Annotated in this window: 10 protein-coding genes; 3 read left to right on the top strand and 7 right to left on the bottom strand. The window is 58.8% G+C overall.

Annotation, left to right across the window (positions count from 1 at the left end):
- Positions 1-3: 3 nt before the first annotated feature.
- The 3 genes from DWY05_RS05530 to DWY05_RS05520 form a co-directional block, all read right to left on the bottom strand.
- A complete protein-coding gene (locus tag DWY05_RS05530) occupies positions 4-306 on the bottom strand; it encodes a PTS sugar transporter subunit IIB (RefSeq protein ID WP_117716273.1) in 303 nt (100 codons plus the stop codon).
- A 160-nt stretch (positions 307-466) separates the two neighbouring features.
- Positions 467-1,810, bottom strand: coding sequence for a PTS sugar transporter subunit IIC (locus tag DWY05_RS05525; RefSeq protein WP_117820912.1), 1,344 nt, complete (start codon positions 1,808-1,810; stop codon positions 467-469).
- A gap of 120 nt (positions 1,811-1,930) precedes the next feature.
- Positions 1,931-3,331 (bottom strand): glycoside hydrolase family 1 protein, encoded by a 1,401-nt coding sequence (locus DWY05_RS05520; protein ID WP_117820913.1) that lies wholly within the window; start codon positions 3,329-3,331, stop codon positions 1,931-1,933.
- 301 nt (positions 3,332-3,632) lie between these two features.
- Between DWY05_RS05520 and DWY05_RS05515 the strand changes: the two genes are divergently transcribed.
- Both DWY05_RS05515 and DWY05_RS05510 read left to right on the top strand, forming a co-directional pair.
- Positions 3,633-4,352 carry a GntR family transcriptional regulator gene (locus tag DWY05_RS05515; protein WP_117820914.1) on the top strand — a complete coding sequence of 240 codons (720 nt, stop codon included), beginning with the start codon at positions 3,633-3,635 and terminating at the stop codon, positions 4,350-4,352.
- Between the two features lie 72 nt (positions 4,353-4,424).
- The gene (locus DWY05_RS05510; protein WP_370448086.1) at positions 4,425-5,357 is read left to right on the top strand and encodes a type I phosphomannose isomerase catalytic subunit; all 933 of its coding nucleotides are present in this window, start codon (positions 4,425-4,427) and stop codon (positions 5,355-5,357) included.
- Positions 5,358-5,594: 237 nt separating this feature from the next.
- Here DWY05_RS05510 and DWY05_RS05505 read toward each other — a convergent pair whose 3' ends face one another.
- From DWY05_RS05505 to DWY05_RS05485, 4 genes are all read right to left on the bottom strand, one after another.
- Positions 5,595-6,362 carry a hypothetical protein gene (locus tag DWY05_RS05505; RefSeq protein WP_117820916.1) on the bottom strand — a complete coding sequence of 256 codons (768 nt, stop codon included), beginning with the start codon at positions 6,360-6,362 and terminating at the stop codon, positions 5,595-5,597.
- Positions 6,350-7,372 carry a hypothetical protein gene (locus DWY05_RS05500; protein WP_117820917.1) on the bottom strand — a complete coding sequence of 341 codons (1,023 nt, stop codon included), beginning with the start codon at positions 7,370-7,372 and terminating at the stop codon, positions 6,350-6,352. The genes DWY05_RS05505 and DWY05_RS05500 overlap by 13 nt, the downstream gene beginning before the upstream one ends.
- Positions 7,373-7,843: 471 nt before the next feature.
- On the bottom strand, positions 7,844-10,744 hold the full coding sequence (locus DWY05_RS05490) for an ATP-dependent helicase (RefSeq protein ID WP_117820919.1): 2,901 nt from the start codon (positions 10,742-10,744) through the stop codon (positions 7,844-7,846).
- 293 nt (positions 10,745-11,037) lie between these two features.
- The gene (locus DWY05_RS05485; protein ID WP_055251267.1) at positions 11,038-12,015 is read right to left on the bottom strand and encodes an undecaprenyl-diphosphate phosphatase; all 978 of its coding nucleotides are present in this window, start codon (positions 12,013-12,015) and stop codon (positions 11,038-11,040) included.
- A 246-nt stretch (positions 12,016-12,261) separates the two neighbouring features.
- Between DWY05_RS05485 and DWY05_RS05480 the strand changes: the two genes are divergently transcribed.
- A complete protein-coding gene (locus DWY05_RS05480; RefSeq protein WP_055251269.1) occupies positions 12,262-12,699 on the top strand; it encodes a universal stress protein in 438 nt (145 codons plus the stop codon).
- Positions 12,700-12,745 lie beyond the last annotated feature (46 nt).

Raw genomic sequence — 12,745 nt, 5'->3', positions numbered from 1 at the left:
CACCTAGCCCATCACGCTGACGCAGTGGTCGATGATGCCGGCAGCGTTCATGCGGCCGTAGTCGACCATGTTGATGACCTCGACCGGGAAACGACCGGCGGCCTCCTTCTCAAAATCGCCCTTGGTGTAGCCGATCTGCGGGCCAAGCAGCAACATGTCGCACTCGCCCAGGTGATCGTGGGCCTCGTTCATGGGACGAGCCTCGACCTCAATATCCAGACCACGGTTTGCAACCTCGGCCTGCATCTTCTGGACCAGCAGGCTCGTGGACATACCGGCATTGCAGCAGAGCATGATCTTCTTCATGGTTTCCTCCTTATAACTGCGCGGCGCGCAGACGACGACTGGTTTTATTCCTTGCGGCTATTGTGCCCACCCCCTGCATCTTTACACAAGGGAGAGAGCCGCGGGCACCGGCACCGCGTACCGGTGCCCGCAACGGTGAAAGGGACGAACGTTAGGCGTTCTACTCGGCGAGAGCCTCCTGCTTGGCGATTGCCTTCTCGGAAATCTTCATAAAGGGCAGGTAGACGGCCATGCCAATGACAATCTCGAGAGCCTGCCACACGCCGGCGCGCCAGTCAAAGCCCGTAGCGAGCAGGGCATTGATGACGGGAGGCATAGTCCAGGGCACCTGGGCGATGCAGGGGCTAATGATGCCTGCGCAGGTAAGGCCATAGGTGATGCCGATGAACAGGTCGGGAAGAAGGACGAACGGGATCATGAGCGGCAGGTTGTACACGATGGGGTAACCGTAGATAACCGGCTCGTTGATGTTGAACAGACCAGGCAGGATAGCCATCTTGGAAACGGTCTCGGAAGCCTTGTTCTTGGAGAACAGGAGCGTGTCGAGCAGGAGCATGAGGGTGCAGCCCGAGCCGCCGATGAGGGCGAAGCTGTTAACGATCTGCATGTTCATGTAGTGATCGGGCTGGATGGTGCCACCGGCGGCAAAGGTAGCCATGTTGTCGACGATGAGCATGGTCAGGATCGGCTCGACGGTAGCGCCAGAGATGGTGGACTGGTGAATACCGACGCAGAACAGCAGGTTAGCAAGGGTGTAGATGAGGATAACAGCCCACGGACCGGCGTTCATGATGCTCTTGAGCGGGTTGGAGATGCACGTGGAGATGATGGTGCACAGATCGGTGCCGGCGCACACGGCGAGCAGGGCTGCGGCAAGAGCGAAGATCGCGAGGTTGAGCAGCATCGGGATCATGACGTTGAAGGAGTTGGAGACCGCGGGAGGCACGCCCTCGCCCAGCTTAACCTTGAGCTTCTCGACGCCAGAAATCCTGATGAAGAGCGAGACGGAGAGCAGGGCGATGATAATAGCCGAGAACAGACCGTTGGTGCCGGTGTTGGTAGTCGAAAGGGCGCCCGTGACCTCGGCGGAGGTGATCTTGTCGGTGAGCAGCGGGCTCGTGGCGGCAAGCGTGGCGGTGACCTGCTGCGGCATCATGATGACGAAAGCAGAGATAGCGACGACCACGCAAGCGAGCGGGTTATCGAAACGCTTGTTCTTAGCGAGGCTGTAGCCAATCAATCCGGCCAAGATAATGGCAGAGACGTTGAGGGTGCCCAGCGTAATTGCCGAACCCCACGTCTGAAGGTTGGCAAGACCCGCCGCATCGAGCGGGAACAGGGGGAACACGACGTTGTTAATAAGAACCGCGATACCCGCAAGGATATAGAGCGGCGTGATGGTCGCGAAGGCGTCACGCAGGGAACGCAGGTGAACCTGGTTTCCCACCTTCGCAGAGACCTCGGCAAACTTGTCGAGGAAGCTCTTTCCGTTGTCACTGGCCATGATTGCTCCTAACTTTCAAATCCGGCCTTTTCCTATGCGCACGGTGGCCTTTCGCCCTCTGCCACCAGATGTGCCATGTGTTGCGCGCGGCGGCGCGCGGTCTGGGCGTTCGCTCGGTCGCTAATCAACCACGTGGGTCGTGGCGACCTGTTTGAGCCAGGCCGCCGACTTCTTAAGGCGGCGCTTGTAGCCGTCCATAAGGTCAACCTCGACAAAACCGTAACGGTTCTTAAAGGCATTAGCCCAAGACCAGTTATCGATGACGGCCCAGTAATGGTATCCGCGGCACTTGGCGCCCTCGTCGATGGCCTTGGCCACCCACTCCAGGTGCTGACGTACAAAGTCGACACGGTAGTCATCCTGAATGGTTCCTTCGGCGTCACGGTTCTTGTATTCGTCCATGATGCCGATGCCGTTCTCGGAAACGAACCACTCAAGATCGGGGTAGTTCTTGGCGCAGTCCATGCCAAAGTCGTAGAGGCCCTGCGGGTAGATCTCCCAGCCGCGGCTCTCGTTCATAACGGCGTCGGGCCATACGTACTCGTCGGCAAAGTGCGGCAGGCCGTACTGGTCGACCTTGCTCGCCGGCGCCTGAACACGCGTGGGGTGGTAGTAGTTGCAACCGAGCCAGTCGACAACACCCTGCTTGAGAATCTCTTGGTCTCCAGCACGGAACGGGAGCTTAACGCCGCCCTCGGCCAGGCTGTCGAGCACGTCGGCAGGGAGCTCGCCCTTGGTAATGAGGTCGAGCCACCAGCGGTTATTGATGCCGCTGGTCATACGCACGGCCTCGAGGTCTGCCTCGCTGGGGTTATTCTTGGTGTAGACCGGGGTAAAGCAGTTGATCATGCCGATCTTGGCATCCCTGCGAACGGCGCCCTCGTCATAGGCGCGACGATAGTTGCCCACGGCCAGCGCATGTGCCAGTGAAATGTGATACTGCACGGTGCGGGCGCGGCTAAAGTCGTGGAGCTGCGGGAACCACACGCCCTCCTGATAGCGCTGTTCGGGCTCGACGATGGGCTCGTTAAAGGTGAACCAGTACTTAATCTCCTGGCCAAACTCGTGGAAGGCGACGTCGGCGTAATGCGCGTAAGCCTCGACGACCTCACGGCTCTCCCAGCCACCACGGTTAAAGAGGTAGGTGGGCATGTCAAAGTGGTACAAGTTGACAAACGGCTCCAGGCCGGCCTCGCGAGAGGCGCGGAACAGCTCGTGATACCACGCAGCGCCCTCCTCATTAAGATTGCCGTCGGCATCGAGCAGACGGCTCCACTGGATGGAAGTGCGATAGGTATTCAGGCCCAAGTCCTTCAAAATGCGAAAGTCTTCCTGGTACTTGGCCATAAAGTCATTGCCGGCATAAGAGCCAACGCAGTTATAGAACGACCCCAGATCCTGGATGGACCAGGTGTCCCACAGGTTCTCGAGCTTGCCTCCCCGGTTCCACTGACCCTCAGTCTGCGGGCCGGACATAGCGGCGCCAAAGAAGAAGTCGCTGGGCAGCTGATACTGAGCCATCAAAGTCCTCGCTTTCGTATCTAGAGCTTTCGGTTGGAGACGGGTTTGCTTTGGCAGGCAATCCGGCGCGGGCGCGCACCGGTTTTCCGGATATCCGACCCGCCAAAACAAAGCCGTCCCCAAACAGTACAAGGAAACGCCAATGCATCTCGCTTGTTGTCTGTAACTATAGCGCTCTAATTTTCTATGTAAAGCGTCTTTTTCATTTTTCTTTATCGAACTTCTTTCATGAAAGCCATATGGATGCTTTTTAAGTAGGTATACTTTCTATATATCGACGCAAATTTGAAGGGAGGATTGCATGATTCCCAAATACGAGGCGATAGCTGCAGATATCCGTCGAAGCATCGAGGACGGCGCACTTAAACCGGGCGATAAGTTGCCCACCGTCGTTGAGTTCTGTGAGCTCTATGGCGTTTCCAAAATCACCGTCAAACGAGCGATTGAGCAGATTACCGAAGAAGGCCTTATTACCAGCCGGCGCGGATCGGGTACCTACGTCAAGGACACGGCGGGACTTCCCGGCCAGGTGTTTTTTCAAGGCAAGAACGACCGTGCCCAGGGCTTTTCGTATGAGCACCGCGGGGAAAAGGTGACCTCGGTGGTCTACGATTTCTCGATCGTCAATCCGCCGGCAGAGGTTGCGACCCAGCTGGGAATGGCCGAGGATGACTTCGCCTATCACATCGTGCGCGTGCGCCAGGTCGACGAGAAGCCCATCGTCATCGAGTACACCTATATGCCGCTCGAACTGATCGGTGGCCTTAAAAAGAAGGACCTGTACGGATCGGTCTACGGCTTTATCCGCGAGCAATGCGGGCTGAAGATTTCGAGCTTCCATCGCACCATTCGCGCTGTCGCGGCAACTGAGGAAGAGGCTGAGCGCCTAGATACCAAACCCGGCTCTCCCCTGCTCGAACTCAACCAGATTGGCTTCTTGGATAGCGGCACCGCGTTTGAATATTCTATCTCGCACAACGTAGGCGACCGCTTTGAGCTACACAACGTAACGCTGGCCTAGTTTTGTAATCCGGTGGGTGCTCGTTTTGAGCTGTCTTACGCGGCACCCGCACAACCTTATGGGAGTATGCACATGTCCGATTTGATTAAACTCACGCCGATCTTCCACGAGAAGATCTGGGGCGGCCGCCAGCTCGAAACCGTATTTGGTTACGACATTCCCGAGGGTCCCATCGGTGAGTGCTGGGCCATCTCGGCCCACCCCAACGGCGACTGCCAGATTGCGGAGGGCCCGTATGCCGGACACACGCTGTCGTGGCTGTGGGCCGAGCACCGTGAGCTCTTTGGCAACTGCGAGGGCAAGGAGTTCCCGCTGCTCATTAAAATCCTGGACGCCAAGGACGATCTTTCGATCCAGATTCATCCCAACGACGAGTACGCCGCCGAGCACGAGAACGGCAGCCTGGGCAAAACCGAGTGTTGGTATGTCCTGGACTGCGAGCCCGGCGCCACGATTATCGTCGGGCAGCGCGCCAAGGATCGCGCCGAGGCCGCACAGATGATCAAGGACGGCCGCTGGGACGACATGCTCAACATGCTGCCGATCCGCAAGGGCGACTTTTTCCAGATTGACTCCGGTACCGTGCACGCCATCAAGACCGGCACGCTCATTTTGGAGACGCAGCAGTCGAGCGATGTGACCTATCGCCTGTACGACTACGACCGCCCCGGCACCGACGGCAAGCTTCGCCCTCTGCACATTGAGCAGAGCCTCGACTGCATCGATTTTGATGTCCAGGCTCCGACCGACGGCACCGTGACCGCACCCGAGATCGACGGCGTGACCGAGCTCGAGTCCAACCCCTGCTACACCGTCGATCGCGTGCGCGTCAACGGCAGCAAGACCTTGGAGCAGCGCTGGCCCTTCATGTGCCTGTCGGTCATCGACGGCGAAGGCACCGTCTGCGGCGACCCCGTCCACAAGGGAAGCCACCTGCTAGCCCCCAGCACCGTCACCTCCATCGACCTCGAAGGCAAGATGGAACTGATCATCTCGCACCTGTAAGCCACCGGTCCCAAAGCGCTCGCCGGGATGGGCGCGGGGTTTGGTCGCCTGCTCGGGCAGTCCTGCTCGCACGGAGAGCACATTAAGTGCTCTCCGGCTCGTGCGGAACTCGCGATCGACCAAACCCCGCGCCCATCCCGGCGAGCCTCTGGCTAGCTACGACAATCAAAAGCAACAAGGGGCTCCCCCGCTCATCAAACGGGAGAGCCCCTCGCCATACATAACGAATCAAGGTGCCTATAGGTAGACCTTTTCGAGAAACGATAGTGTGTCCTGAAGACGCGCTCTCTCTTTACGATCAGTCTGCCGATTTACATAAGAAGAAAAGTCCGCAAAGAAGTCTCCGGCATCAGCCCTCATTTGCTCTATTAGCTCCAAGCGAGCCGAAGGCGGCAACAAACCCGCAAGTCGAACAATATCCGAGCGATGCTTTCGTCGATCTTTATCGTTGCAATGACGCCCTTCTTCATAGCTCCTGTTGATATCAATGTGCGCACGCATCTTGAGGGGGATGATATGGAGCGCATCGAGCACCGTGATGCCCTCTACGTTCGTTGCGTTGTCGCGAATAAATTCGTAGTAGCCATCGTCGAGAATAATGGCGGAAAGACTCGATATCGCCCCGTCAAAGGAAAGAGGAGCTACCTCGCTCATTTCGTCTTCGAGCACAAAATCAGGATGTCGGGCAAACAACTCGATTTGACCGGGATAGTCTAGGGCTCGCCTTGATCCTTTGGGCAAACAGAACCGATAGTAAGTGCACTTTCCATCGCCGACCTTTCCAACCTCGTATCCAGCTGCTTTGATAAATGCCCACAATGCAGTGGCGAATTCAACGCCTTCCCCATCAACAATTACGACGACATCCAAATCTTCGGTTGCCCTAAACGAATCACCTTCGCTGTCAAATAGAACGCTGCAGGCCCCTCCACCAATAAGGACGTAACCACCTTTGCAACTGCTCATGGCGTCGGCAAATCGCTCTATTCCCCTCACTTTTGGCATATCGCCCTCCTGAGCTGTTCGACCGCATCGAGCAGACGGTCGTCTTTGTAATTCGATTTTGCGCAGGCAACGTATAAGGAGAACGGGTCGACACATTGCAAACCCGTCGTGTCAAAACTAACATCAGACGGCTCGTCCACGGGATACGACCAGACCTCAATCTCGATAGCAGCCGGTTCGTACCACTGGGCCTCCAGCCATTTGTCGCCCATATGCTCTTTTAAGGCCTCTAGCTGATACTTTTCGAGAGCAATGGTTGGAGCAGAGTCTTCATGAGCAAGGTCGGACATATAGCTAAGGGCAGACACACCGGAAAGCAGCGCATCAACGGCACGCAAATCTACCCTGTCGATTGTCCCCTTAAGCCGAATGCGTTCTATAACTGGCGTGCGAAGATAGTCCTCAAACCCATCCAGCAACGTCTCGGTCGACAACCCGGCGTCGCACAATATACGCTTTTTGCCTTCCCGCGCGATTAGCCCAGGAGCTATAGCGGCGATTTCCGAAAGATAGCCGCTTACGCTTGCTGCGCTTTTACCACACAGACGCGCTAGGTCGCCGGCGGAGCAGTCAACCCATCGTCCCGCGATGAGATTTAAAACGATTCGTTGAGATTGGGGCGAAAGCGGAGCAGCGGGAGAAGCACCCAGCACCTCATCGGAAATAATGGCTCCGATAAACGGCAGAAACGCATTTCGCTCATCTCGGATATATGCGATTCCCTCCGAGGAAAGCGCGCGCATAAAGCCTAAATCCATGGCATCCCAGCAAATTGCCACCGGGCGAACATCTATCTTGCACACTGCATTGACGAGATTTCGCGCCGAGATGACACTGGGCGGTTCTTTTGGTTCCGCAACAATAAAACGGCCCTGCTCAGACATGCCGAGCCGTGCCAAGCGAAGCGAATACCGCTCAAGATACATGCGAGGAATCTGCATCTCAACTGGCTCCGGGTCGATGGCGAGCTCTAAAGAGAAGAGTCTTTTTGGGAGGCAGTTTAGCAGCATGTACAATCACCGTTTTCATTTCGTTTACATTTTAGCGTCTATCTGAAATTATACTGAATCGTATAAAACGCTCAATCCCTAAAGTCATAAGAAAGAGTCCAAAAAAACGCAACAAGGGGCTCCCCCGTCCATGTACGGGAGAGCCCCTACTCATATCTATATATCAGCCCACCCGGCTCTCCAGGCCAAAAAGCGAACAAGCAGAGCGACGCTCGCAAGCAACGCTACCCAAGGCCCCGGACAGGCGCCATGGACAACGTCGATCGCGAGTTCCGCACGAGCCGGAGAGCACTTAATGTGCTCTCCGTCTTGCGCAGGACTGCCCGAGCAGGCGACCAAAGCCCCCGGCGTGCCCGCCAGCCGGATGTACGGGTTTTCCAGGTGCGGCAGATCGGCCTGAAAGAGGAGGGCATAGACCTTGAGGTCATGCCCGACGATTGAAGGCCGAGGTGCCGTGCCTGGGAAAGCCGCCTAGGTCAGTTTCACTATAGGTGCAAAGCCCTTCATTAGCTTTTTGGTCTGGCCGGTCTTTTCGAATTGAACCTCGATCATGTCTCCGGCGACCGAGATCACGGTACCCGTGCCAAAGGTCTTGTGGCTCACGGTATCGCCCGCGGCAAAGTCCTGCGACGCGCTCGCGCGATCGACCTTGCGCTCCACCGTCGGCGACACCTTGGACGACGGCTTTTTGGCTCGCGATGCACCCGAGCCAAAGGTCGAGGCGACACGGCCGGCGTCGGGCGAGACCCCGCGATGACGCTCGGTCCCATAACTGCTGCCGCCAAAGAAATCGTCGAAGCTCGATCCGCCACGCGAGGCGGAGCCGCCGGTCGAGCGCGTATGCGAGCCAAACACCTTGCCGCCGTACATATCCGAGCCCATACCCGAGCCAAAGGTGCCATGACGGTCGCCGCGCTTCTCCCAGCCCGTGCCCTCAAAACCGGCAGAACCGATACCGCTGAACTCGATATCCTCAAACGGAATCTCGTTGAGGAAGCGCGAGCGCGGGTTGGCAGAAGTTGAGCCATGCGTGCGGCGCGTGGCCGCATAGGTCAAGAACAGGCGCTTACGGGCACGCGTGATGGCGACGTAGGCCAGGCGACGCTCCTCCTCGAGCTTGCCCGGGTCATCGCTGCCGCTAAAGTCGTGCACATGCGGGAAGATGCCCTCCTCCATGCCGGCCACGAACACCGCCGGGAACTCCAGGCCCTTGGCGGAGTGGATGGTCATCATGGTGATGGCATGCGTCTCGCCGGCCAGGGAATCCAAGTCGGAGCGCAGGGCCAGCCACTCCATAAGTGCGGGAAGCGCCTTACAGGTGAGCGGACCGTAGGTGCGCTCAATCTCATCGGCATGCACGGCACCCGCCGGCAACTCCGTCGGCGCGGCATATGCGTTGCCCGCGATGGCGGCGGCCAGGGCGTCCTGCGGCGAGAGTGCCGGAGCGGCCAGGCTATCGAGCGGATTGGTGCCCGCGGCGTCACGTGCGCCGATGGGCACTTCAAACGAAGATGCCGGGGCGGAGGGTCCCGGCTCGGGCGCGGGCGCACTCACCACGACGGGCTCGGGCTCGGCGCCGGCAGGCACGTCGGCAACGCCGGCAGCGCGCAACTCCTCCAAGCTCTCGAGCGTGCCCTCGATATCCTCGTGTGTCTCCTCAAATTCGGCGGCGACACCCAGGAATTCCTGGATGTTCTCGGCGCGGCTCTCGGATTCCATAGTGCCCTCGGCACGAAAAGCCTGCAGCAACCCCGTCTTATCGACGATCATCTCGACGACGTCCTTGAGCTCGCCGTCCATGCGACGGCCCTCGCGCACCAGCGCCACAAAGCTCGACAGGCCATTGCGCACCTTGGCGCTAAACATGCCCGTCTCGGCTGTCGCAATCTCGCAGGCCTGGAAGAACGAGCAACGGTTGTCGCGCGCCAGCTGCTCAATCTTTTGGATTGAAGTGGAGCCGATGCCGCGACGCGGCGTGTTGATGACGCGCTTGACGCTCATCTCGTCGGCCGGGTTCACGATCATCTTGAGGTAAGCCATGACATCGCGGATCTCGGCGCGGTCGAAGAATCGCGTGCCGCCGACAATCTTGTAGGGCACGCCCGCACGCAGGAACATATCTTCGAGAATACGCGACTGGGCGTTGGTGCGGTAGAACACGGCGATATCGTCGTAGCTCGTGCCCTTGGCATGCAGCTTCTCAATCTCGCCGGCAATCCAGCGGCCCTCGTCGCGCTCGTCGCTCGCCTGGAAGGCTTGGATCTTCTCGCCATCGCCCTCGGCCGTAAACAGACGCTTGTCCTTTCGCTGCGAGTTGTGGCGCACCACGGCGTTGGCGGCGCTCAGGATATGGCCCGTGGAGCGGTAGTTTTGCTCCAACTTAACGGTCTTGCAGTTTTTAAAGTCCTGCTCAAAGTCCAGGATGTTGGTGATGTCGGCGCCGCGCCAACTGTAAATGGACTGGTCGTCGTCGCCCACGACCATGAGGTTTTGGTACTTGGCGGCCAGCAGGTTGGCGATCTCGTACTGGACGTGGTTGGTGTCCTGATACTCGTCGACGCTAATGTAGCGGAAGCGCTCCTGGTATTTGTCGAGCACCTCGGGGCGGGTGCGCAGCAGCTCGAGCGTGCGCACGAGCAGGTCGTCGAAGTCCATCGCGTTGGCAGCACGCAGGCGGCGCTCCAGCTCCAGGTAGACCTGCGCGGCCTTTTTGTCGTTGGGGCTATCGGCGGACTTGAGCATGTCTTCGGGCCCGATCATGGCGTTTTTGGCCGAGCTGATCTTGCTGCGGATCATGTTAATGGGAAACTGCTTTTGCTCGATGCCGAGCGCCTGCATAATATCGCGCACCATGCGCTTTGAGTCATCGTCATCGTAGATGGTGAACTGACCGGTGTAGCCCAGCAGGTCGGCGTCCTCGCGCAGCATACGCACGCACATGGCGTGGAAGGTGCATACCCACATGCCGCGGGTGCCGCTGGGGATGAGCGCCGCCAGACGCTCACGCATCTCTGCCGCGGCCTTGTTGGTAAACGTGATGGCAAGCACCTGCCAAGGCTTAACGCCCAGGTCGCCGAGCATATGCGCGATGCGGAAGGTCAGGACGCGGGTCTTACCCGAGCCGGCGCCGGCAAGGACCAGCAGCGGGCCCTCGGTGGTGAGGACCGCCTCGCGCTGGGCGGGATTAAGGCTGTCGATGTCGACAAGCGGCTTTGCGGGCGCAGGAGCCGGCGCGGGGGCGTCGTAGATGTCGAGCGGGACAAGTTCGGGTTCCGGCACGGCGGGGGCGGCGTATGCATCGAGTGGCACGGGTTCCGGCGCGGGCGGCACGGGTACCGCGGTGTTCTTTTCCCAGGGCAAGGGCTGGGTCATGGGCGACTCCTCATCTGACGGACGGCGCGCCTGCGGGCAGCGCCATAGTTTGAGCCGTACCAGTATACCGAGCCGCACGGACACCGACGCAAATCACACCACGACTCCGTGCGCCGCCGCCAAACCTGACCCCATTGGACCAATCACGGAGCCACCGATGTCACGGCAACGGTAGCGAGCGGCGGCCAGAGCGAACAAATTGACATGAAAAGAGGGCGGCATAGACCTTTTGGTCATGCCGCCCTCTTTGAATGACAAGTTGTCGCTCTGGCCGCCGCGCAGCGTCAACCAAGTTACAGGCCGAGCATAGGCTCCAGAACGAAGAAATATGCGAGCACTACGATGCCCAGGATGATGCGGTAAACACCGAAGCACTTAAAGTCGTGACGGCGAACGAAGCCCATGAGCCACTTGATGGCGATGAGCGAAACCACAAAGGCCACAACGCAGCCCACGCCCAAGATAGCGACCTCGTTGGCACCGAACGTACCGCCCTTAATAAAGTACTTGACCAGCTTGAGCGCACTCGCGCCAAACATGACAGGGATGGCCAGGAAGAACGTAAACTTGGACGCCACCGAACGCGTGCAGCCCAAAAGCAGGCCACCGATGATGGTAGAACCGGAGCGAGACGTACCAGGCACCAGCGAGAGCACCTGGAAGCAACCGATGCCCAGTGCGGTCTTCCAGCTCAGGTCCTCGAGCGTAGCGATGGAACCAAAGTCCAGGTTATCGTCATCGTCGTCTGCAGCGGCAGTCGCAGCGGGTGCGGCAAAGTGTGCGCCAGCGGGACGCCCACCCGACGTCACGGCACGAGAACCAAACGAACCGGCAAGAGCAGCCTGCTCGCGCTTGTTCGCGCGCCAGTTCTCGATCACGATAAACAGCACGCCGTATACGATGAGCGCCAGTGCCACGACGGGAGCATTGTAGAAATGCTCCTCCATCCAGTCGTTGAGCGGCAGACCGATTGCCGCGGCGGGAATGCAGCCGAGCACAATCTTGCCCCACAGCACCCAGGTGTCGCGACGGCCCTCCTTGCCCTTGCTGGGAGAAAACGGGTTAAGGTCGTAGAAGAACAGGACGCAGACGGCCAAAATGGCGCCAAGCTGGATCACGACCAGGAACATATTCCAGAACGTCTCGCTCACGTTCATCTTGACGAACTCGTCCACCAAGATCATGTGACCGGTCGACGAAACGGGCAGCCATTCGGTAATGCCCTCGACCAGGCCCATGAAGGCAGATTTTAGAAGCTCGATGATATCCAAAGGAACCCCCTCGTTAGACACCCGCCGATATTATTCTGCGGACGGTGCGGGCGATGTCCCATTATCAACCGTTCGGGCGCGTCTGCGCCTACCCTTACCAAAAAACTCGCCCGTTCACAGAATTGCGAGCGGTCAAACCCAAATCCTTGGGTATAACTGCAACAAGATAAAGTGTCCGGCGGCCACGCATCCGCGCCCGCCCGACGCACGAGCCCCGCGCCCGTGCGATAGACCAAGGAGGAAACCATGAACGAGGGCTACACCAAGGTATTTGTTTCACTCGACGGTACTGAGCAGCAGGATTTTGTGCTCGCACGCGCCATCAAGGTCGCCGCGAACAACGGCGCTAAGCTGATTATCGGCCACGTTATCGATTCCACGGCGCTCGAGAGCGCCGGTTCCTATCCGGTCGATCTGGTCAACGGTCTGGAGGAGGCATTTAACAACTCCATCGCCAAGCAGCTCGAAGAGGCCAAGGCCAATCCTGATATTCCCGAGGTCGAGGTCATGATTCGCGCCGGTCGTATTCGCGAGACGCTCAAAGACGAGATGCTCGACGTGGTCAAGCCCGACCTGGTGCTCTGCGGCGCCCGCGGCCTGTCCTCGATCAAGTATGCGCTACTGGGCTCGATTTCGACGTTCCTGCTACGCAACACCGACTGCGATATCCTGGTCGTGAAGTAGCGTTGCTCCCACCGGCCGCGGGGCCTTCGCAGCCTTACTTCAGCGA

Source organism: Collinsella sp. AF23-4AC, assembly GCF_003462685.1.
Lineage (GTDB): Bacteria > Actinomycetota > Coriobacteriia > Coriobacteriales > Coriobacteriaceae > Collinsella.
This window is presented reverse-complemented; position numbering and strand designations above follow the sequence as displayed.